Raw genomic sequence first — 21,235 nt, 5'->3', positions numbered from 1 at the left:
AAAGCGCCATTGAGGGCCAATTCGCATGATGAGCATTTTTCGCAAGCTGATGCCGCGCGAGGACCGTTTCTTCGACATGTTTAGCAAACATTCGGAAACGGTCGTCAAAGCCGCCGCAGCTCTGGACCAACTTCTCAGCGGCGTCGACGTCGAGAAAAACTGCGACCTTATCGTCGCCCTCGAAGACCAGGCGGATGATATTACCCGCGACGTTCTGCTTGCGGTGCGCCGCAGCTTCATAACGCCCTTTGATCGTGGCGATATCAAGGACCTCATCCAGTCCATGGATGACGCCATCGACATGATGCACAAGACCGTTAAGACGATCCGGCTGTTCGAGCAAACCGAATTCGACCCGCTGATGCGCGAGATGGGCCACGAGATCGTGCGTGCGGCAAGCCTCGTCGCCGAAGCTATTCCGCTTCTGGAAAAGGTTGGCACCAATGCCCAGCGCCTGTCAGTGATTGCCGAAGAGGTTACCCGCGTCGAAGGGCGCTCCGACGAGCTTCATGACCAGGGCCTGAAGGACCTCTTCCGGCGCCATGGTGCGACCGGCAATGCCATGGCCTATATGATCGGCAGCGAGATCTACGGCGAACTCGAAAAGGTCGTCGACCGCTTCGAGGACGTGGCGAACGAGATCAGCGGCATCGTTATCGAGAACGTCTGATGGATGTCGCGCTTGCACTGCCGCTGCTTGTCAGCCTTATCGCCATCGCGCTGTTCTTCGATTTTCTGAACGGTCTCCACGACGCCGCAAATTCCATCGCCACCATCGTTTCCACCCGTGTATTGCGCCCGCAATATGCGGTGGCATGGGCGGCCTTCTTCAATTTCATCGCCTTCCTGTTCTTCGGCCTGCATGTGGCCGAAACGCTCGGCACCGGCATCATCGATCCGGCCATCGTCTCCCCGCAGGTCATCTTCGCGGCATTGATGGGCGCCATCGTCTGGAATATCGTCACCTGGATTTTCGGCATTCCCTCCAGCTCGTCACATGCCTTGATCGGCGGTCTCGTCGGTGCGGGCTTTGCGAAGGTCGGTTTCAATTCCATCGTCTGGTCGGGTCTTCTGAAAACCGTGGGCGCGATCTTCATGTCGCCGGCCATCGGCTTTTTCCTGGCACTGCTGCTGGTGCTTGCCGTCTCCTGGCTGTTCGTCCGCCAGACGCCCTTCGCCGTGGATCGCACCTTCCGCATCATGCAGTTCATTTCCGCCTCGCTCTATTCGCTCGGCCACGGCGGCAATGACGCACAGAAGACCATGGGCATCATCGCTGTGCTGCTGTTCAGCCAGGGGCATCTTGGAGAGAGCTTCTACGTGCCGTTCTGGGTGGTGATCTCGTGCCAGTCGGCCATGGCGCTCGGTACGCTTTTCGGCGGCTGGCGCATCGTGCACACTATGGGTTCGAAAATCACCAGGCTGAACCCGATGCAGGGGTTCTGCGCCGAAACCGGCGGTGCGCTGACACTTTTTGGCGCGACGTGGCTCGGCATTCCGGTGTCCACCACCCATACGATCACCGGCGCCATCATCGGCGTCGGTGCCGCGCGTCGCGTCTCGGCGGTGCGTTGGGGCCTTGCGGGCAATATCGTCATTGCCTGGGTCGTGACCATGCCGGCCGCTGCCCTGATATCCGCATCTGTCTATGGTCTTACATCGTTGTTCGGCTGAGACAGAGTCCCGCCCTCTCTGCCAAAGCTCCCGGAACAAAAGCCACCCTGTGGTTGTTAATCCGGGAGACAACAGGCGACAAGGCGGATCGCGGATCATGGCACGGCAGGTTTTCTGGAAGGGCTATCTGAAGCTGTCGCTGGTGACGGCCGCAGTTTCGCTGACGCCTGCCACGACCGAAAGCAACAAATACCGCTTCCACGTTCTCAACCGCAAAACCGGCAATCGCGTCGAAAGCCGCTATGTCGACAGCGTTACCCACAAGCCGGTGGCCGCAAAGAACCAGGTGAAGGGTTTTCCCCGCGCCGAAGACAATTATGTGTTGCTGGAGGATGACGAGATCGATGCGGTCGCGCTCGAAAGCACCCGCACCATCGACATCCAGACCTTCGTACCCACAGGTTCTATCGACTGGATATGGTACGACCGGCCGCACTTCCTGCGCCCGGAAGACAAGATCGGCACGGAAGCCTTCAGCGTGATCCGGGAAGCCATGCGGGCAAACGGCGTTGTCGGCATTGCGCGGCTTGTTCTCTATCGCCGCGAAAGAGCGGTTCTGCTGGAACCGTCAGGCAAGGGCATCATTCTGTGGACCCTGCACTATGGCGAGGAAGTGCGCGAAAGCATCGACGCGCTGGATCCGAAGATGAAATTCGAAAAGCCGCTGCTGGACGCGATGGAAAAACGCATCGGCAAACAGATGACGGGATGGAAACCGGCGCTGGTGCAGGATCCGATCCAGAAAAAGATCAGCGCTTTGCTAAAAACCAAGAGCAAGACCGTATCTTCCCCGGAAAAGAAGACCGGCACGAAAACCCGGACCGGCGGCAATGTCATCAACATCATGGATGCCTTGAAGAAAAGCCTTGCCTCGGACAAGAAAGGCTGACGCTCATCGGGCCTTTTTCGGCAGGGGTCGCGCGGCAGCGAAAAAGCCGTCCCATGGATCCTTCTTCAGGGCAGAAAGGCGCGCGCCGATATTGCTGACCGTGAAGTGTGCCGGACCTATCTCATCTGAGAGTTCCGCCCATTCGATTGGCGCTGAAATGGCGGCTCCGGGTCGGGCACGTGTCGAATAGGGCGCAACAGCCGTATTGCCCCTGCCATTACGCAGATAGTCGAGGAAGATGCGGCCTTGGCGTTTCGCTTTGGTTGCCACCGCAAGATATTTCTCCGGCTCCGCCTTGGCCATGTCATCCGCCATGGTCTTTGCAAAGGCCTTCAAGGCCGGCCATCCCGCTTCCGGTTTCAAGGGTGCCACGACATGCAACCCCTTGCCGCCGGAGGTTTTCACGAAAGCGGCCAGACCGGCATCTTCGAAACGCCGCTTCAGTTCCAGTGCCGCGCCGATTACCTCCTGCCATGACACGTCCTCGCCGGGGTCTATATCCATGGTGATCATGTCAGGCTTTTCCCAGTTCGCGGTTGTCGCCCCCCATGGGTGAATTTCAAGCGCAGCGGACTGGACCAGGGCCATCATGCCATCGAAATCCGTAATCCTGATAAGCGGTTCCCCGCCCTTGTCCTTCGGATCCTTGATCTGTTCTATCGCCTTGTTCACACCGCGCCAGGCGTGTTTCTGGAAGAAGCGCTGACCATCGATCCCTTCAGGACAACGCAGCAGCGCCAGAGGCCGGTTAACGACAAAGGGGGCCATATAGCGCCAGACCTGGGTGTAATAATCGGCAAGCCCTTCCTTGGTCACGCCATCGTCCGGCCAATAAAGCCGTTCCGGATGGGTGAACTTGATCTTTGACTGCGGCGTCCCTTGTTCCGACACTGCTTTATCCTCGCGTTCGATTTCACCCACCGGCTTGTCTTCCCGCAAGCCGCGGAATGATGCATGGCGCAGATTGCCATCTACGGACCAGGCACGAAACTCCACTTCTGCAACCAGTTCCGGCTTGACGTAATGCAGGTCGCGGCGCGCAAGTGCCGTGAGCTTTTCGCCGAACGGGCTATCATCGATGCCGAGCGGTTTCAGGCGGCCAAGCAGCATTTCGGCAATGTCAGCGGTATAGCCGGTGCCGACGCGGCCGACATGACGCAGCTTGCCTTCCTCACAAACGCCGAGCGCCAGTGAGCCGATGGCATGGTCCGACGCGGAGGAAAGCGTATAGCCGCCGATAACGAATTCCTGCCGCATCGAGCACTTGGATTTCACCCAGTTACCCTTGCGGCCCGAGACGTATTTGCTGTCCTTGACCTTGGAGATAACGCCTTCGAGGCTGAGGCGGCAGGCATGATCGAGAACAAGCCCGCCACTTTCCTCGAAATGTTCGCTGTAGCGAAGATGTGGGTTGCTGGCGGGCAGCAGCTTTTCCAGTAGCGCCTTGCGATCCGTCAGCGCCGCCCCGCGCAAATCCGTGCCATCCAGATATAGGAGATCGAACGCATAAAAAACGAAGCGGTCGCTGCGCCCTTCGCTCAAGTCCTGCTGCAAGGCTGAGAAATCCGAGGCGCCGCTGTCCCGTTCCACCACGATTTCGCCGTCGATCATCAGCGTTTCGGCCGGCAGCGACTTGAGCGCTCCCGCCACGGCATCGCCGAACTTTTCGGTCCAGTCCAGTCCGCTACGGGTCAGAAGCTGGAGTTTGCCGTGGTCGATACGGACCTGCAGGCGATAGCCGTCGAACTTGATCTCATGCAGCCAGCGGGAGCCTTCCGGTGGCTTGGGTTTCAGCGTCGCAAGTGCCGGCGGCACGAAGGATGGGAGCGCCTGTTTGCGGCCACCTTTCGGCAGGGCATGCGCCTGTTTTTTGCCCGAGGAAGAACTAACGGTCTTTTTCGATACGGGCTTCGAATTCCAGGTGTCCTTCGGCTTGGCGGCAACTTCTTCAACACTTCGGCCAGTCTTCACGGATTCCGGCCGCTCCTCCAGAATATCGGCGCCGCCATCATGCCTTGCCTCTTCGTCGTCGCCCTTGATCAGCAGCCAGTTTTCACGGCTTTCACCGGGCTTTCCATGCATACGCACAAGATGCCAGCGGCCTTTAAGCTTTTCGCCCTCCAGTTCAAATTCGAGATGGCCTTTGCGGTAGCCTTTCTTCGCGTCGCCAATCGGGCGCCAGACACCACGATCCCAAAGAATGACGGTGCCGCCGCCATATTGACCTTTCGGGATTACGCCTTCGAAGTCACCGTAGCTTAGAGGGTGGTCCTCGACGTGCACCGCAAGGCGCTTGTCCTCAGGGTCAAGGCTCGGCCCGCGGGTTACCGCCCAGCTTTTAAGGACGCCGTCCATCTCCAGCCGGAAATCGTAATGCAGCCGGCGGGCATCGTGCTTCTGTATGACGAAACTCGATCCCTGCGCATCGACCTTGTCGCCCTTCGGCTCCGGCGTCTTGTCGAAACTGCGCTTGGCGTTATAGCTCTGCAAACCCATGGATCAGCTCGCTTTCCGGGAGGATTTGCGCCCCGCACCAGCGGTAGATTTTCCGCTGTCGCCGTCACCGGCGCTGCGGCGCAAAGCCTCCTTCAAGTCGATGATGTTATCTTGCTTGCGCGGCGGCTGTTTGCTGATTTCCCTGCCCTCGATCTTCGCCTTCACCAGTTCCGCCAGCGCATCATTGTAACGATCGGTATATTCCGCGGGATCGAATGTGCCTGCCCGTTTCCCGATGATGTGACCGGCGAGTTCAAGCATCTCTTCATCGAACTGAATATCGGGAATGGACTTGAAAACGGTGGTTTGCGAGCGAACCTCGTAGCCGAAATTCAAGGTCGTCGCCACGAGCGCCTTGCCGCTTGGACGGATCAACAGCACGCGGTTTCGGCGAAAGAGTACCGCTTCGCCAAGTGCCAAGACCTTCTCGTCGTCCATGGCTTTTGCCAGCAGCGTCAAAGCCTCTTCGCCACCTTCCTGCGTCGGCGCCAGATAATAGGACTTATCGAAATAGAGCTTGTCGATCTCGTCGTGGCTCAGAAAATGCCTGATGCGGATGACCTTGTCGTTTTCCGGCATCAGCGTTGCGATCTCATCTCCCTCGATGACGATATGGTCGCCATTGTCGAGTTCATATCCCTTAACCTGATCCTCGCGGTCGACAGCGTCGCCGGTATCGCTATCGACATATTGCCGTTCAACGCGATGGCCGGTCTTTCGGTTGACGATGTTGAAGGAGATCTTTTCCGATGAAGTGAGCGCGGAATAAAGACCGATTTCACAGGTGAAATCGCCGAATGTCAGATGACCCTTCCAGCTCGCTCTCCGGTTCATGATGGCCGCCCATGGTCGTCTTGAGAGGATTGGCCTCTGCCCCGGTCCGCAGCAAGGATGCGCTCGATAGCGGGAACGTCCGCCTCCGCCAGCACCGGCACAGGGTCGGATGCCATCGCCTCCAGCACCTCCGGCGAAAGCCCGCCATTGCGGATGACCCATTCCATAGCCTCGCGCGTTTGCCGCTCGGCCTTCAGCTGCGCATAAAGCGCCAGTATTAGCCGGTCGCGGACATCGAAGGGCTTCACATCTCTGTCTGAACGTTCTGTCTGTCGTTTCATGTCAAGTCCTCAAAGCCGATCAGGCAATGCCCCGGCCTCCGGTCACACCATAGACCTCGCCATTGATGAAGCTGCCATCCTGCGAAGCCAGCAGCACATAGACCGGTGCCAGTTCCACAGGCTGGCCTGGACGGCCAAAATCGCTGTCCTTACCGAAATTCCTGACCTTCTCGTCCGGCTGCCCGCCGCTCGGCTGCAAAGCCGTCCAGAACGGACCAGGCGCGACAACATTTGCCCGCACGCCTTTTTCGATAAGCTGTTTGGCGAGCGCTTTCGTATAGGCAGCGATGCCGGCTTTCGTAGTGGCATAATCAAGAAGAATGGGAGACGGCTCATAGGCCTGTATAGATGCGGTGGTAATCACCGACGATCCGGGCTCAAGGTAAGGAACGGCGGCCTGCGCAATCCAGTGCAGCGCGTAGAGATTGGTCTTCATCGTGCGGTCGAAATCTTCAGTCGACAGCTCGGCGATACCCTCGCGATATTGTTGTCTTGCGGCATTGATCACAAGAATATCGAGGCCGTTGAGATCACCTACCGCTTTTTCAACCAGTTCGCGGCACCATGCCTCATCGGTAATATCTCCGGGTAAGGCGACCGCCACGCGGCCTTCCGCTTCGATAAGTGCTACCACCTCTCCGGCGTCCGATTCTTCCTCCGGCAGATAGGATATCGCGATATCTGCACCCTCTCGCGCAAAGGCAATTGCCACGGCGCGACCGATGCCGGAATCACCGCCGGTTATGAGCGCCTTCCGCCCGGCAAGCTTGCCGCTGCCGCGATAGGTCTTTTCACCATGATCAGGGAAAGGCATCATGTTCGTGACCAGCCCCGGCATTTCCTGAGTCGGCGTTGAAAAGGGCGGGCGCGGATACTGGTTGCGCGGGTCCTGCGGCTCAAGGCGGTCTGTCATTGGTTTCTCCCAGAGATAGAATTCCATCCTTGGTGCGTCTCATGACCAGCGAATTCATCATCGGAAGGTCAGGGCTGTCGTCTGCCGCCGGCTGCGGCGGTGGCGACACGGACGCACCACACACAATCCTAACGATCTGCGTTCGCTCTCGTTCCATTGGCGTAGGAGAATGGAATTACGACGGCACCACGCCGCCGCACTCCTCTTTCAGACGGAATGTTTCTTCCGCTTGCCAGTGCTTGCCGCCGCGGCAGGAGCCACATCCGGCCTGCCGAAGAGATAACCCTGCGCCTGCGCGCAACCTTCATCGACAACCATGCGATATTGCGCGTCGGTTTCGATACCCTCCGCCGTCACTGGCAGATCGAGGCTGCGACCGAGGCCGATCACCGCGCGCACGATGGCGCGGGCATTATCATCCTCACTCATGGCGGCGATGAAGCTGCGGTCGATCTTGATCTTGTCGAAGGGGAAGCTCTGCAAGTTGCTGAGCGAGGAATAACCGGTGCCGAAATCATCCATGACGATGGCCACACCCAGCGCCTTCAACTGGTTGAGGATGATCAGCGTCGCCTTGCGGTCCTTCAGCAACGCGGCTTCGGTGATCTCGAGTTCCAGCCGGTTCGGCGAAAGGCCGGACTGCATGAGAACCGTGCAGACGACATGGCCGAGATTTGCGAGCGAAAACTGCAATGGTGAAACATTGACAGCGATTTTCAGGTGCGGCGCCCAGGTGCTCGCCTGGCGGCAGGCCTCGCGCAGCACCCATTCGCCGAGCGAGATGATGATCCCGCTTTCCTCTGCAATCGGAATGAAGACATCCGGAGGTACGACACCCCTAGTCGGATGCTGCCAGCGTACCAGCGCCTCATAACCGACGACCTGACCACATTCGACGGAAAGGACAGGTTGATAGTTCAACACCAATTCGTTGCGGTTGATGGCGAGCCGCAGATCCGTTTCGAGCTGGCGGCGCTCGCGGGCCTCCTGATCCATCAGGGGATCATAAAAGGACAATATTCCGCGCCCACCCATCTTGGCGCGGTAAAGCGCCAGATCAGCGGCGTGCAAGATGCTTTCGTTGCTGTTCCCGTCCCGCGGAAAGACGGCGATGCCGATGCTGACGCCGACAGCGGTCGGATCGTTGGCCGCATTCATTTTCAACCCGAACATGGCAAGGATTGTCTCGGCAAGCAGACGTGCCTCCTCCGATTTGGTGTGCCGGGCAGTCAGGATAACGAATTCATCGCCCCCGAGACGGGCGACGATATCTCCCGGCCTTGCGCATTCATCGAGGATGGTCGCAACTTTTTTCAGCACCCGGTCGCCCTCGGCATGGCCGAAAATGTCGTTGACCGCCTTGAACCGGTCGAGATCGAGCGCCAGCAAGGCAAACTCATCCTCCGCGTCGCAATGTTCGATCTGCTGGTGCAGCCGCGTCTGGAACATGGTGCGGTTCGAAAGGCCGGTCAGCACATCGTGGCGGGCCAGATATTCGATCTCCCTTTGCGCCTCCCGCTTTTCCGTCAGGTCGCGAATGGCCAGCACTTCGCAAGGATGGCCGCGATACTCGATGGTGCGGACGGCAAGCTCGAACACCTGCGGCCGGTCGCTGCGTTCGCGGATTGCCTCAACCGGCGCGAGGCGCGGCAGATAGGTGGGCTGTCCGTCCATGGCCTTGAAGAGATCATCTGGATTTTTACCCATCAGCGATGCCTCATCACTGCCGACAAGCCCGGCAAAACGGGTATTCAGCTCAACAATGCGGCCATCGCGGACCACGGCAAGACCATCCAGCGTCGCATCCACAAGCCCCTTGAGATCGACAAGGTAACGGTCAACGAGAGCGGCGGTGGCAGTGGCTGCGAGGACCAGGAAAGTCACGCCCGAAACGGCAGCAATCATGATCACTCTGGCGAGATTGTCGGGATCCGGGCCAGCGACGGACGGATCCGGCGACAGGATCGTGGCCGACATGGCGGTGAAATGCAAAGCGCAGATTGCCAAGATCGAACATCCGGCCGGAATGACGATGCGTTTCCATGCGGCGGAGCGAAGGAACAGGAAAAAGGCCAGCAGAAAAAATACCCAGGCAACGGCAAAACCGCCCAAAACGGGGGCCCAGCGATAGCTGATCGTAGCGGCCACATCCATGCCCGCCATGCCGACGAAATGCATGACGGCAACCGAAAGGGTAACCAGCGTTCCGACGATAACGGGACTGTAGCTCGCCTGCGAGCGCGCCCTGAGCGCCAGCCAGAACCCCAGAACGGCCAGAACCGCCGACAGCGCCGTGAACTGGAAATCAAAGCCGATCGGGACTGAACCCTTATAAGCAAGCATGGCAACGAAATGCGTGGCCCAGACGCTGAGCCCCGCTGCAAAGGCGGCAACCAGCACCCAATAAGGCTTGCGGCCAGCCGGGCTTTCTTCCGCACGCAACAACAAATGGAAAAAAGCATGCATGCCAAGCAGGCAAATAACCGCTGCAAGCAGCACGATCGCATGATCGTGTTGTACCGCAACGCATTCCAGAACCGTGAACATGATGCACTCTCCCAGCCTCGAGAACCGCCCACGATCGCACTATGGAGTTGGTTTATTTATAAATCTCTAATGCAACTTTGGATAATTGATCGATCTCATCGACAAAGAGCCAGGAGACGCCGGGCCGACGCGCCAGCCCATCAAGCTCTTGCGACCGGCCCAATAAACGCCAAGAGAGAAAGCCTTTATTTCCAGCTTCTAAAATCGTCCCCGGCACAACCGAAAGGTGCCGGACCATCAGCAAAACGCTCCTGCAGACGCGCGCAGCCCCACTCGTTGAGCGCCGCGGGCATCATGTTGTTGAGGTCCATGCCCGGAGAGTTGAATTGCGAAGGCGCGCTGGTGACGTACCACAGCCAGTACCCCAAGGTTGCAACGACGATAAAGGCGACAATTGCAACGAACGTTGCCAGCCGTCGCGCAAGGCTTGGGGCCTTTGTCACCGCCGCGCCGGGGGCGGATACGCCCTCCTGCCCACGGTTCGCAAGCGCCGGTTCGAGCGAGGCAAGTGCTTCCGCTCTTTCCAGTTCCGATAGGTCAATTCGCTCCAGCTGATCGTCAAGCAGAACGGGCAGCGGGGTTTCACCGTGCCAGACCGCCAGTGCGACATCGTGTTTGCCTGTGTGGCCAACGACGACCGGGATTCGCCCTCTCTCCAAGTAGGTAAAGGATTGCCTCTTCGTCTTCCCTTCCCTGACCGTATCGGCATAGGTCACGAAAAGACGGCTGCGTTTTTCGGCGACCGCCGTCAGCGCCACCGGAATAACAGTCAATGGCGCCGGGTGCCGCAGACGCAGACGAGCCCGCAAGGTGCGGATAAGTGTAAGCAGCAGCGCGAAACAGCCGAAACCGAGCAGGGCAACGAACACGCCCAGGGTTATGATCCGGTTCCAGAGCATATCGAGGCCAAGTGAAATCGTTGCAAGTTCGGGATTTTTCGCCGAAATGACCAGACCGGTTTCATAGTCGCCGGAATGGAAATCGACGAACATGACCTCGACATCCTTATTGTAGCTCACACCGCCATGCTCGTAGGAAAGCTCCGCTTCGCAATTCGTGAAGATCGCCTTGCGGGTCTTGCAACTGCCGTTGATATCGCCGCTTTCGATCTCCAGCGGGTAGCGGCTGATCTGATAGTCGCGCAACACACCCGGGCCTTCGGCCACGAGCAGGACGACTGTAATCACCAGCAGCACGGGAATGGAAAAATAATAGGCCGCCGGTACCGAAATGACACCGCGCTTCAAACTGAGCGGCCTTGCGGGAAGTTTTATCTGTGGGAAGCTCATGGTGCCAACGCATTTAATGGAATGTGAGCGAGCGGGGTTTGGGAATCCCGCTCTGGGAAAGAGTCGATCGCTGCACGGTCTAACCCGCTAGAGCCATCGCGAAAACCCCAAGAATTCAAGGATGCGGGCGTAATAGTTCGCACGGCGGCCCTGTCTTAATTGGCCAGCAAGCAGTCGAGGGACCCACAAAAAAACGGGCGGTAAATTCACCGCCCGTCACATGTTTTCCGTCTAGTGGTTTGCAGTCACTGCTTCGTCACGTTTTCCAGTCGCGTCGTCTGGCTTGGGTGACCGACATAATCCTTGACGCGCGACGTCAAAACGATCGGCTCGTATCTCTCGAAGAGAGGCAGAACCGCTGGCTTCTGCGCGACGAACATTTCCTGCATCTGGGTGTAGATTTCCCCACGTTTCTTGGCATCGGGCTCAAGGGAAGCCTTTGCGGTCAGAGCCGTCAGCTCCGGAATGTCCCAGGCAGAGCGCCAGACGAAATTGCCGGCATTGTTGGCAGCAAGCGAGTTGTCGGGGTTACTGGAGAACTGCTCCATCGAGCCGAGGACGTTGGGCATATATGCGCCCGTCTGCGGAATAAGCAGATCGAAGTCCCGCGCACGGTGAGCGGCAATCACGTCCGAACCGTTACCCTGCTGAATGTTCACCTTGATACCGACCTGGCTGAGCGATGCCTGGATGGCCGTAGCAAGATCGATACGCGGCGTTTGGGCAATTGTCTTCAGATTAAGCGTGAAGCCATTCTCATAACCGGCTTCCTTCAGAAGAGATTTCGCTTTCTCGACATCAAGCTTCCAGTCGGGGCTTGGAATGGCATATTCGAAATTCTCCGGAACCGGCACCGTGCGCGCCCTGCCATAGGGGCCCATGATGGTCTTTTCCATTCCCTTGTAGTCGATGCCGTAAGCAATTGCTTCGCGAACCTTGGGGTTGGAAAGAGGCTCCTTGCCCGCATTCATGGACAGGACGTAGAAACCACCCGTCGGCACGCGCTGGATCTGAAAACCTTCCTTGTTGTTGAAGGTCGCAAGGTCGGATGCCGTCAGCGCGCTGGCAATGTCGATGTCGCCTCGCTCCAGCATCAGGCGCTCCACCTGACTTTCCGGTACATGCCGCACGATCACGCGACGCATTTTCGGGCTGCCAGCCACATAGTCCTTGTTGGCCTCAAGAATGATGATTTCGTTCGGCGACCAGCGATTGAGGGTGAAGGGGCCTGAACCGGCGGAATTTGTTCTCAGCCACGCATTGCCCCAGTCGCCGTCAACTTCATGGGACTTGAGCTCCTTGCTGTCGACAACGCTGGCAATGACCATCGCCAGACGATAGAGCAGCAGTTCGGATGTCGTTTGCCCCGACAGTTCGATGCGGACGGTCTTTTCGTCCGGGGCGCTCACCAGCTTGTCGACATTTTCCGCGTTGTAACCAACGCGCTTGAGGTTGGCGGCCGCCGCCTGATTCATCTTCAAAAGGCGGCTGAACGAATAAACCACATCTGCGGAGGTAACGGGATTGCCCGACGCAAAGTTGGCAGCGCGAAGATGAAACGTGATGCCCTTGTCATCTGTCTCCCAGCGCTCTGCCAGCTGCGGCGAAACCTTCCCCGAGCCATCAACCGAGATCAGCCGATCGTAAAGATTGGCCATGATTTCGTTGGCTTTCGCTTCGGTAGCCTGATGGGGGTCTAGCGACAGCACCTGGGCCAGCGATGTCCCGACAACGAGTTGGTCGTTGGGGGTCTTGGCTGCCACCGGCGACGCCTGCACCAGCATGGCGCCCAGAACGGTGGTGAATGCGAGACGGATCATTGATTTTTTCATACCTGCTCCTCCTACAGATCGGTAATTGCAAGCCGGCAGCGCCACGTGCGCCCACCGGCCTGAAACAGTCAAAGATGGTTGTTCTTAAGCGCCTCGATGAGCGCGGCGATGTAGCCGTAGCAAAACGCAAAGGCGACACCGACGGGATCGCGGCCCGCAATCGTCGGCACATGATCGGGCATGATCATGTAGCGATAGCCGAGTTCATGGTAGAGCTTCAGCGAACGGACCATGTCCATGTCACCCTCGTCGGGAAACGTTTCCATGAAAGACAGCTTGCCGCCGCTGATGTTGCGGAAATGGACATTGAATATCTTGTCGCGGCTGCCAAACCAGCGGATGATCTCGTCGATCTCCTCGCGCGGATTGTCGAGCATCTCGCCGATCGATCCCTGGCAGAAATTCAGGCCGTGATAGGGGCTTTCCCGCATCTGCACGAATTTCTTCAGGCCCTCGACGGTGCCGAGCACCCGGGTGACACCCTTGTAGCCGGGCGGGGTGTAGGGGTCATGCGGATGGCAGGCGAGCCGGACCTTGTTGCTTTCGGCAACCGGCACCACGCGTTCGAGGAAATAGTCGATGCGTTCCCAGTTTTCGTCCTCTGATAGAACACCGGCAAGGCCCGGAGCCGCGTCATGGTCCGCCTTGTCCCATCGCCAGGCTTCATTGAGCGAACCACCACGCCCACGCTCCATTTCAGTGCGCGGGATGCCGATGAGATTGAGGTTGTATTTCGCCGCCGGGATGCCGGCCCTGGCGATATCCTCAATCATTCTGCAGACGGCATCGATCTGCCGGTCGCGTTCTGGCCCGGCAAGCAGGATATCGGGAAACGATGCCTGTTCGATCGGCCTTGATGGCAAAGGCAATTGCACCATGTCGAGCACGAGGCCAAAGCTCTCGACCTTGTCACGGTGGCGCTCAAAATCCTCAAAGGTCCAGCTTGCGGGTGCACCAGGCGGATCTGCGTTGATATTCTTGACGCCAAGCTGCGCCCAAACCTTGAAATCCTCGTCATCGCGCGCTGTCACCTGGGTGCCGACATACATCGATTCTCTCCTCACTCCATGCTAGTCATCATATGACATCGCACGAAATAAGATGAGTGTCGAGATGCTATTGCGCCTCGGAAAGCAACCTGTATCGACGCTGGCTCGCAAGCATATGATCGCGCATGGCTTTCCGCGCGGCATCCGGATCCTGCTCTACGATGGCGCGCAGGATTGCCTCATGCTCGGCCTGCACTTTGCGCAGATAATCCGCGTCGCCCGTCTCCGGCAGGGTTGGAAACTGACCGCGCGGTATCGAGCGTGACCCGAACTGGCGCAGTGCCTCGAGATAGAACCGGTTGTTGGTCGCTATCGCAATGGCCGTGTGAAACTCGTAATCGGCACTGACGGTGCTTTCGCCCGCATCGATGGCCCGGCCCATTTTCCGATGGGCTGCGGAAATCGCCGCTTCCTGCTGGGCTGTGCGGCGATAGGCGGCAATTGCCGCTGCTTCGCCTTCGGTTGCGAGTCGAAACTCAAGCATTTCCAGCGTTTCTGCAATTGTGCCAACTTCGGATTGCGTCAGCTTCACACCCGCCCACTCGCTGACATTGCTGACGAACACGCCCTTGCCATGGATGGGAATGACATAGCCGGAAGAGCGCAGATCCGCGATCGCCTCGCGAACCACTGTGCGGCTCACGCCGTAGGTGCGCTCAAGCTGCGGTTCCGTGGGAAGCTGATCGCCGTTCTTCAGTTTTCCACTGCGAATTTCTGCACTGAGATTATCGATGATCTGTTGTGCCCGCCGCTCCCGCGGCTTTTCCCTATCGCCCATCATGCCACTCTTCCCTCTTGCAGAAAACGAATCCCTTCGTTACTCATATGATGACGTGGCGTTACGTCATATGTTTTCATGTTAGCTCAGGGAGGAGTTGGGATGAAGTACCATCAAAAGTTTTTGCAGGGTAGAATTGCTCGTCTGCGGCGAGCCGTTCAAAAAGTGGCATCGCTGACAGCGTTTTCTCGTGGAAGTGCGATTTGCGATGACTGAAATTTCATTGCGCGGCCTTGGACATCGCTTCCTGCAACTTGTCGTCAGCCTCTTCATCCTGCTCTGCATCACCTTCATCATTGGCCGGGTGATGCCGACCGATCCGGTCGGGGCAATCGTCGGTGAGCTTGCAGATCCCAAAGCCTATGAAGCCATGCGGGCTCGGCTTGGGCTTGATCTCCCTCTCTACCAGCAGTTTTTCATCTATCTCCGCGGCCTGCTGCACGGCGATTTCGGTATAGCTATCCTGACCGGGAACCCGGTAACGCGGGACCTGGCGCAAGCCTTCCCGGCGACGCTTGAGCTTGCAACGCTGGCAATCATCATCTCCACCGTCATCGGCGTCCCGCTCGGTCTCGCCGCGGCCCTGTTTCGCGACACGTTCATCGACAAGTTCGCACGTGTCTTTGCGCTGGTGGGGCATTCGATACCCGTATTCTGGTTCGGTATCGTCGGGCTCGTGATTTTTTATGCGAATCTCAACCTTGTCGCCGGGCCCGGTCGCGTGGACGTCTTTTACGAAGGCCTCGTGGAGCCGAGAACAGGGCTGATGCTGGTCGACACTCTTCTCGCAGGTGAGACAGAGATTTTCTGGAATGCGCTCGCGCATATCATGCTGCCGGCGATCATCCTTGCCTATATGGCAATGGCCTACATTACCCGCATGACCCGCGCCTTCACCCTCGAACAGCTCAGCCAGGATTATGTGATTGCGGCGCGTGCGAAAGGCGTCAGCCCGGCGCGCACCGTAACCCGCCATGTACTGCCGAATATCGCGGTGCAGCTGATCACCGTTCTCGCCATCTCCTATGGCAACCTGCTGGAAGGCGCCGTTGTGACCGAAATCGTCTTTTCCTGGCCCGGCATCGGACAATACATGACGAATGCACTGCTTATCGGTGACATGAATGCGATCCTCGCAGCCACCATCGTCATCGGCTTCATCTTTATGATGCTCAACTTCCTCGCAGACGTGGCCTACACCACGCTTGACCCGCGGACACGGGAGGTCGCTCGATGACCGATATAACTCAGAACACTCCCGTGCGGAGCCGCAGCGCATTGTCTCGGATATCCACAACGACGGTGCGGACGCTGCGGAAGCTTGGCGACGAGCCGCTTGGAATGTTCGGCTTTGCCATTCTCGCCATTCTGGTCGTGGTTGCCATTTTCGCTCCCCTGATTGCGCCATATGATCCGGTGCGCCAGGTGCTCGACAATGCGCTTCAACCTCCCAGTTGGGCGCATCTGGCGGGGACCGACGAATTTGGCCGAGACATTTTCAGCCGCCTCGTCTATGGCACCCGCATCACGATCCAGACCGTCTTGTCGGTCTCGGTCATCGTCGGCCCTATCGGCCTTGCAATCGGTGTCATGGCCGGTTTCTTCGGCGGCAGAACCGACGCCATTCTGATGCGCGCGACCGATATTGTCCTTTCCTTCCCTTCGCTCGTTCTGGCACTTGCCTTTGCTGCTGCAATGGGAGCCGGTCTCGGTACCGCAATCATCGCGATCTCGCTGACCGCCTGGCCGCCCATCGCGCGCCTGGCGCGGGCCGAAGCGCTGGTCGTGCGCAACACCGACTATGTTGCGGCCGCACGCCTCTATGGGGCCTCGCCGATGCGCATCCTGTTTCTTTATATCGCTCCGATGTGCATTCCTTCGGTCATCGTCAGACTGACATTGAATATGGCCGGTATCATCCTGACGGCCGCCTCGCTTGGCTTCCTCGGTCTTGGCGCGCAGCCGCCGCTTCCCGAATGGGGGGCGATGATTTCCAGCGGCCGTAAATTCATGCTCGATTACTGGTGGGTCGCCGTCATGCCCGGCATCGCGATCCTTTTGACGAGCCTTGCCTTCAACATCGCTGGCGATACGCTGCGCGACCTACTGGATCCGCGTCATGCCCGTTCCTGATAGCTCTCCCATTCTTTCGGTCCGCGATCTTAACGTTCGCTTTGGCCGCAACGCCATCCCCGCCGTCTCCAATGTCAACTTCGACGTCGGACGCGAGCGTGTCGGTATCGTCGGCGAATCCGGGTCCGGAAAGTCCACGACCGGTCGTGCCGCCATGCGCCTTCTGCCCAAGAGCGCCACGGTGACGGCAGAACGGATGGATTTCCTCTCCGAACCGCTGCTTGAAAAATCCGAGCGCCAGATGGGTGCGATCCGCGGCAGCGAGATGGCGCTCATCATGCAGGATCCGCGTTACTCCCTCAATCCGGTCCTGCCGATCGGAAAGCAGGTGGCGGAAGCGGCCGAGCTGCATCTGGCCCTCAAGGGCAAGGCCGCCAGAAATGCCGCGCGCGACATGCTGCTGCGCGTGCGCATCAACGATCCTGACCGCGTCATGGGGCTTTATCCCCACCAGATCTCAGGCGGCATGGGACAGCGCGTGATGATCGCCATGATGCTGCTTGCCAAACCAAAGCTGGTCATCGCCGACGAACCGACCTCAGCACTCGATGTCAGCGTCCGCAAGGATGTCCTTCTGCTTCTGGACGAGATGGTGCGCGAAAACAATTCAGGCCTCATCCTCATCAGTCACGATATCCGCATGGTCGCGGCCTTTTGCGAACGTGTGCTGGTCATGTATGGCGGACGCGTCGTGGAGACGCTTTCCAAGCTCGAAGATGCGCAACACCCCTATACACGGGGCCTGATCGCGGCCATGCCCGATCCCCGCAATCCGGTCCGGCGCCTCAAGGTGCTGGATCGCCAGGCAATCGATGCGGAGGTGATGCGATGATCACGGTAGACAAGCTTGATGTCGTCTACGGCACGAAGGAAAACCGCAATCATGTCGTGCGCGACGTCAGCTTTCGGGTCAACCGAGGCGAGACACTCGGCATCGTTGGCGAAAGCGGTTGCGGCAAGTCGACATTGCTGCGGTCGCTTGCCGGCCTGGAATCCGGCTGGACCGGATCGATCTCTTTCGAAGGCAAGCCTGTGGGCAAAGTCCGTAGCCGCGACGAGCTGAAGCTGGCGCAGATGGTGTTCCAGGACCCCTATGGTTCCCTGCACCCACGCCACCGCATCGGCCGGGCTCTTGCCGAACCGATCCGCTCCATGGGGCTTGGTGACGGCTGGTCGAAGGTTCCGGCCGCGCTGCAGCAGGTTGGCCTGCCAGCGCATTTTGCCGAGCGCTTCCCGCACGAACTGTCCGGAGGCCAGCGTCAGCGTGTTGCGATCGCCCGCGCGCTTATCCTCGAGCCGCCGATCCTGCTTCTCGACGAGCCGACATCCGCTCTCGACGTCTCCATTCAGGCGGAAATCCTGAACCTGCTGGCCGATCAGCGCGACGAGCAGAACCTCACCTTCGTTCTCGTCAGCCACGACCTGTCGGTTATAGCCCATATGTGCGACCGCGTTCTGGTCATGCAGAATGGCGTTTTTGTCGATGAGTTGACCAAGGCCGATCTTGAAGCGGGCATCACCCACGCGGCGTATTCAGGCGAACTCTTCGAGAGCAGCTTCCTTTGAAAGCCGTCATGGGGTGAGCCATGGGAACAGCTGGACTGCGAGGTTTTCCCTGGCAGTCCAGTAGTCGATCAGGCCGTCGGGCCGCGCAAGAGGCAGATGGCCCCGTGATCAGTTCAGCCGTGCTCCGTCTTCACTCGAAAACAGATGGACGCTGTTAAGCGTCGGCGAGACCATGATGCTGTCGCCGACTGCCTGCCCTATGCGTTCCCGAAAGACGCCGAGCACCTTGGTATCGCCGAGTTTAATGGTGACCTGCGTTTCCGATCCTAATGGTTCAACCAGCATTATCTCGGCAGGCACGCCGCCGGCATCAAGCAGGAAGTGTTCCGGGCGGATGCCGTAAACGGCCTGTTTGCCGGCAAAGCCGGCCGCGGAAACTGGCAAGGGCAACACGATACCTGCGGTTTCAAAACCTCTTTCAGTTATCGTGCCGGTCAGGAAGTTCATCGATGGCGAACCGATGAAGCCCGCAACGAACTGATTTGCCGGGCGGTCGTAAAGTTCGAGCGGCGTGCCGATCTGCTCGACCCTGCCACCATTGAGAACCACGACCCTGTCGGCCATCGTCATCGCCTCGACCTGGTCGTGCGTCACATAGATCGTGGTGGTCTTCAGCTTCTGGTGCAGTGCCTTGATCTCGCCGCGCATGACGACGCGCAACTTCGCATCAAGGTTTGACAGGGGCTCATCGAACAGGAACACCTGCGGATTGCGAACAATGGCCCGGCCCATCGCAACGCGCTGGCGCTGGCCGCCGGAAAGCTGGCGCGGATAACGGTCGAGCAGCTGCGCAAGGCCAAGAATATCCGCTGCCCAGTTCACCTTTTCAGCAATTTCCTGCTTGCTCGAGCCGCGGTGCTCTAGCGAAAAGCCCATATTGCTGGCCACCGTCATATGCGGATATAGGGCATAGGACTGGAACACCATGGCAATATCGCGGTCCTTGGGATCGAGATCGTTGACGACCCGTTCGCCGATCCTGAGCTCACCGCCGGTAATCGTTTCGAGACCGGCTATCATCCGCAACAGGGTCGACTTGCCGCAGCCGGAAGGCCCGACAAGCACAACAAACTCGCCGTCCTTAATGGCGAGATCGATGCCGTGAATGGTTTTGACCGCGCCATAGCTTTTGCGGATGTCGGAGAGAGTAACGTGAGCCATCAATCTGTTTCCGGTTCTTCAGCCCTTGAGGCCGGTATGGGCGAGGCCTTCGACAAACTGCTTCTGGGCAATCACGAAGACGATGAGCACGGGCAGCGCAGTCAGCGTCGCTGCGGCAAGCTGGATGTTCCACATCGGCCCGCCATAGGCGTCGGTATATTGCGTCAGCGCCTGCGGCAGCGTGAACATCTCGGCGCTGGAGAGAAAGACGATGGGTTCGAGGAACAGGTTCCAGGAATGCAGGAACGTAAAGATCGCGACCGAAGCAAGCGCCGGCTTTGCCAAGGGCAAGGCAATTTTGTGAAATATCTTGAAACGTCCAAGACCGTCGACGCGTGCGGCCTCCTCCAGCTCTCCCGGCAGCGTCACAAAAAACTGCCGCATGACGAAGGTGGCAAACACGCTTGGCGCCCCGAAAATCGGCACGAGGATCAGCGGCCAGTGGGTGTTGACCATGCCTGCCTTCAGGAACATCTGGAAGAGCGGCACGATCGTCACTTCGGACGGGATCAGCAGGCCAAGCAGCACGATCATGAAGATCACATTGGCGCCCGGAAACCGGATCCGTGCGAAGGCATAGCCTGCCATTGAGGAGATGATCATCGTGCCGATCGTCACCACAGCGGCAATGTAGGCGGAGTTCCAATATTGCCGCACGAAGGGCTGCAACTCGAACACCTTCGCATAGGTCGTCCAGTCGTGGCTCTGCGGGATGAGCTGCGGTGGGAAGGCGAAGATGTCGCTGATGGGCTTGATGGACGAGGTAACCATCCACCAGGTTGGAAAGACGAAGGGGACAAGCAGCACGCACAGCAACCCGTAGAGCGCCACCTGCATGCGGGGGGAAAGGTCAGCTTTCATAAAAGACGATCCTCTTGCGCATCTGCCACTGGGCAAAGGTCAGCACGGCAACGATCAGAAACAGCAGGATGGACAGCGTCGAGCCGTAACCGAAGAAATGGAACTGGAAGGCCTGCTGATAGAGGTAGTAGACCAGCACCGTGGTCGACAGACCCGGCCCGCCCTGGGTCAAAACCGCGATCTGAGCAAAAACCTGTAACGAGCCGACAATGGTGATGATCGAGGTCAACAGGATCGTCGGGCTGATCAGCGGCAGGGTGATGCGACGGAACTGTTTGAAGGCTGGCGCACCGTCGATGCGGGCGGCCTCGTAGAGTTCCTTCGGCACGCCCTGAAGTGCCGCCAGGAACAGGATCATGTTGAGCCCGACATTCTTGAAGACCTGTACGACGATGACCGAAATCATCGCTGTCGTCTCCTCGCGCAGCCAGTTGGGGCCTTCGATGCCGACCATCAGCAACATGCCGTTGATGCCGCCGTTCTTCTGCAGCAGGAAACCCCAGACGATCGTCCAGGCAACCAGAGACACGACGACGGGCGAGAAGAACAGCGTTCTGAATATCGCAATGCCGGCAAGCTTCTGGTTGAGCAGCACGGCAAGCAGCAGCGCCAGCGACAGGTTGAACACGACGAGGCCGGCTGAGAATATCCCGGTCGCGCCCAGCACCTCCAGAAGATTGCCGTCTTCGATGAGCATCCGGTAGTTCTGCGCACCGGTATAGGTGAAGGTATTGGCGAGCACGTTCCACTCATGCAGCGAATACCAGAACACTAGCCCGAGCGGGATCAGCACGAAGATGATGATCCCGATCAGCTGCGGGGCGATGAACAGAAAGCCAGCGAGACTGTCGCGCCGCGCGATGGTCCAGAACGCCGATGCAGGGCGATGCCGGGGACGGGTAATCTCCTGCGCGACAGCCATGGCTTTCTCC

General features: G+C 58.7%; 19 protein-coding genes. 7 read left to right on the top strand and 12 right to left on the bottom strand.

Annotated features, from left to right (window positions below; translation table 11 throughout):
- Nucleotides 1-25 precede the first annotated feature (25 nt).
- The 3 genes from AC5SEO_RS22820 to ku (AC5SEO_RS22810) all read left to right on the top strand — a co-directional run bounded on the left by AC5SEO_RS22820 (nucleotide 26) and on the right by ku (AC5SEO_RS22810) (nucleotide 2,563).
- Nucleotides 26-670: a DUF47 domain-containing protein gene (locus AC5SEO_RS22820; RefSeq protein WP_111827917.1), complete on the top strand. Its 645-nt coding sequence runs from the start codon at nucleotides 26-28 to the stop codon at nucleotides 668-670.
- Complete coding sequence (locus tag AC5SEO_RS22815) at nucleotides 670-1,674, top strand: inorganic phosphate transporter (RefSeq protein WP_495364041.1); 1,005 nt, start codon at nucleotides 670-672, stop codon at nucleotides 1,672-1,674. Before AC5SEO_RS22820 ends, AC5SEO_RS22815 begins: the two co-directional genes overlap by 1 nt.
- A 97-nt stretch (nucleotides 1,675-1,771) precedes the next feature.
- The gene (ku, locus tag AC5SEO_RS22810; RefSeq protein ID WP_441360670.1) at nucleotides 1,772-2,563 is read left to right on the top strand and encodes a non-homologous end joining protein Ku; all 792 of its coding nucleotides are present in this window, start codon (nucleotides 1,772-1,774) and stop codon (nucleotides 2,561-2,563) included.
- A gap of 3 nt (nucleotides 2,564-2,566) precedes the next feature.
- Here ku (AC5SEO_RS22810) and ligD read toward each other — a convergent pair whose 3' ends face one another.
- The 9 genes from ligD to AC5SEO_RS22765 form a co-directional block, all read right to left on the bottom strand.
- The gene (ligD, locus tag AC5SEO_RS22805) at nucleotides 2,567-5,059 is read right to left on the bottom strand and encodes a DNA ligase D (RefSeq protein ID WP_495364040.1); all 2,493 of its coding nucleotides are present in this window, start codon (nucleotides 5,057-5,059) and stop codon (nucleotides 2,567-2,569) included.
- Nucleotides 5,060-5,062: 3 nt separating this feature from the next.
- On the bottom strand, nucleotides 5,063-5,893 hold the full coding sequence (gene ku, locus AC5SEO_RS22800; RefSeq protein ID WP_495364039.1) for a non-homologous end joining protein Ku: 831 nt from the start codon (nucleotides 5,891-5,893) through the stop codon (nucleotides 5,063-5,065).
- On the bottom strand, nucleotides 5,890-6,174 hold the full coding sequence (locus AC5SEO_RS22795) for a hypothetical protein (RefSeq protein ID WP_112191993.1): 285 nt from the start codon (nucleotides 6,172-6,174) through the stop codon (nucleotides 5,890-5,892). The genes ku (AC5SEO_RS22800) and AC5SEO_RS22795 overlap by 4 nt, the downstream gene beginning before the upstream one ends.
- A gap of 19 nt (nucleotides 6,175-6,193) precedes the next feature.
- Entirely contained in the window at nucleotides 6,194-7,087 is an 894-nt protein-coding gene (locus AC5SEO_RS22790; protein ID WP_495364038.1) for an SDR family oxidoreductase, read from the bottom strand.
- A gap of 207 nt (nucleotides 7,088-7,294) precedes the next feature.
- Nucleotides 7,295-9,634 (bottom strand): bifunctional diguanylate cyclase/phosphodiesterase, encoded by a 2,340-nt coding sequence (locus AC5SEO_RS22785; RefSeq protein ID WP_495364037.1) that lies wholly within the window; start codon nucleotides 9,632-9,634, stop codon nucleotides 7,295-7,297.
- Nucleotides 9,635-9,819: 185 nt separating this feature from the next.
- Complete coding sequence (locus tag AC5SEO_RS22780; protein WP_495364036.1) at nucleotides 9,820-10,923, bottom strand: hypothetical protein; 1,104 nt, start codon at nucleotides 10,921-10,923, stop codon at nucleotides 9,820-9,822.
- A gap of 245 nt (nucleotides 10,924-11,168) precedes the next feature.
- Nucleotides 11,169-12,707 (bottom strand): ABC transporter substrate-binding protein, encoded by a 1,539-nt coding sequence (locus tag AC5SEO_RS22775; protein ID WP_370953851.1) that lies wholly within the window; start codon nucleotides 12,705-12,707, stop codon nucleotides 11,169-11,171.
- A 116-nt stretch (nucleotides 12,708-12,823) separates the two neighbouring features.
- Complete coding sequence (locus tag AC5SEO_RS22770) at nucleotides 12,824-13,804, bottom strand: mannonate dehydratase (RefSeq protein WP_111803163.1); 981 nt, start codon at nucleotides 13,802-13,804, stop codon at nucleotides 12,824-12,826.
- Nucleotides 13,805-13,871: 67 nt separating this feature from the next.
- The gene (locus AC5SEO_RS22765; RefSeq protein ID WP_004431172.1) at nucleotides 13,872-14,585 is read right to left on the bottom strand and encodes a FadR/GntR family transcriptional regulator; all 714 of its coding nucleotides are present in this window, start codon (nucleotides 14,583-14,585) and stop codon (nucleotides 13,872-13,874) included.
- 205 nt (nucleotides 14,586-14,790) lie between these two features.
- On the opposite strand from AC5SEO_RS22765, the gene AC5SEO_RS22760 reads away from it, so the two are divergent.
- From AC5SEO_RS22760 to AC5SEO_RS22745, 4 genes are read left to right on the top strand one after another with little or no spacing between them, the layout of a single operon-like run.
- Complete coding sequence (locus tag AC5SEO_RS22760) at nucleotides 14,791-15,819, top strand: ABC transporter permease (protein ID WP_004431168.1); 1,029 nt, start codon at nucleotides 14,791-14,793, stop codon at nucleotides 15,817-15,819.
- Nucleotides 15,816-16,715, top strand: a complete 900-nt coding sequence (locus AC5SEO_RS22755; RefSeq protein WP_495364035.1) for an ABC transporter permease — start codon at nucleotides 15,816-15,818, stop codon at nucleotides 16,713-16,715. The genes AC5SEO_RS22760 and AC5SEO_RS22755 overlap by 4 nt, the downstream gene beginning before the upstream one ends.
- On the top strand, nucleotides 16,702-17,547 hold the full coding sequence (locus AC5SEO_RS22750; protein ID WP_025594967.1) for an ABC transporter ATP-binding protein: 846 nt from the start codon (nucleotides 16,702-16,704) through the stop codon (nucleotides 17,545-17,547). The genes AC5SEO_RS22755 and AC5SEO_RS22750 overlap by 14 nt, the downstream gene beginning before the upstream one ends.
- Nucleotides 17,544-18,281, top strand: a complete 738-nt coding sequence (locus AC5SEO_RS22745) for an ABC transporter ATP-binding protein (protein WP_025594968.1) — start codon at nucleotides 17,544-17,546, stop codon at nucleotides 18,279-18,281. Before AC5SEO_RS22750 ends, AC5SEO_RS22745 begins: the two co-directional genes overlap by 4 nt.
- 108 nt (nucleotides 18,282-18,389) lie before the next feature.
- On the opposite strand, the gene AC5SEO_RS22740 is transcribed toward AC5SEO_RS22745, so the two are convergent.
- From AC5SEO_RS22740 to AC5SEO_RS22730, 3 genes are read right to left on the bottom strand one after another with little or no spacing between them, the layout of a single operon-like run.
- Nucleotides 18,390-19,442, bottom strand: a complete 1,053-nt coding sequence (locus AC5SEO_RS22740) for an ABC transporter ATP-binding protein (RefSeq protein WP_025594969.1) — start codon at nucleotides 19,440-19,442, stop codon at nucleotides 18,390-18,392.
- A gap of 18 nt (nucleotides 19,443-19,460) precedes the next feature.
- A complete protein-coding gene (locus AC5SEO_RS22735) occupies nucleotides 19,461-20,303 on the bottom strand; it encodes a carbohydrate ABC transporter permease (RefSeq protein ID WP_495364034.1) in 843 nt (280 codons plus the stop codon).
- Nucleotides 20,293-21,225, bottom strand: a complete 933-nt coding sequence (locus AC5SEO_RS22730; RefSeq protein WP_004431155.1) for a carbohydrate ABC transporter permease — start codon at nucleotides 21,223-21,225, stop codon at nucleotides 20,293-20,295. Before AC5SEO_RS22730 ends, AC5SEO_RS22735 begins: the two co-directional genes overlap by 11 nt.
- Nucleotides 21,226-21,235 lie beyond the last annotated feature (10 nt).

It is taken from the genome of Agrobacterium sp. K11 (genome assembly GCF_059429395.1).
The sequence above is the reverse complement of the archived record's forward strand: the minus strand, read 5'-3'. Positions and strand labels throughout refer to the sequence as shown.